Origin of the sequence: Lysinibacillus mangiferihumi (genome assembly GCF_003049665.1) — a bacterium.
Lineage (GTDB): Bacteria > Bacillota > Bacilli > Bacillales_A > Planococcaceae > Lysinibacillus > Lysinibacillus mangiferihumi.
The window spans coordinates 1-276 of the sequence record NZ_PYWM01000133.1 but is presented as its reverse complement, the minus strand read 5'-3'; the positions used below and the strand labels follow the sequence as shown (position 1 = coordinate 276).

At 44.9% G+C, this 276-nt stretch carries 1 rRNA gene; it reads right to left on the bottom strand.

The window, feature by feature from the left end:
* A 5S ribosomal RNA gene (gene rrf, locus C9J37_RS27935) occupies positions 1 to 89 on the bottom strand; the annotation flags it as partial.
* Positions 90 to 276 lie beyond the last annotated feature (187 nt).

The window sequence follows — 276 nt, the reverse complement described above, 5'->3', positions numbered from 1 at the left end:
GGAAGCCCCCAACTACCATCGGCGCTAAAGAGCTTAACTTCCGTGTTCGGTATGGGAACGGGTGTGACCTCTTTGCCATCATCACTAGACTCTATTCGACCTCCAATACACGGCGTATTACTGCGTCTTGAAGCTCTCTTTTTAGAAAGGTTGTTCTTTCAAAACTGGATAAACGGTTCATTGAATGTTTCAAACTTTTTGGTTAAGTCCTCGATCGATTAGTATTCGTCAGCTCCATGTGTCACCACACTTCCACCTCGAACCTATCTACCTCAT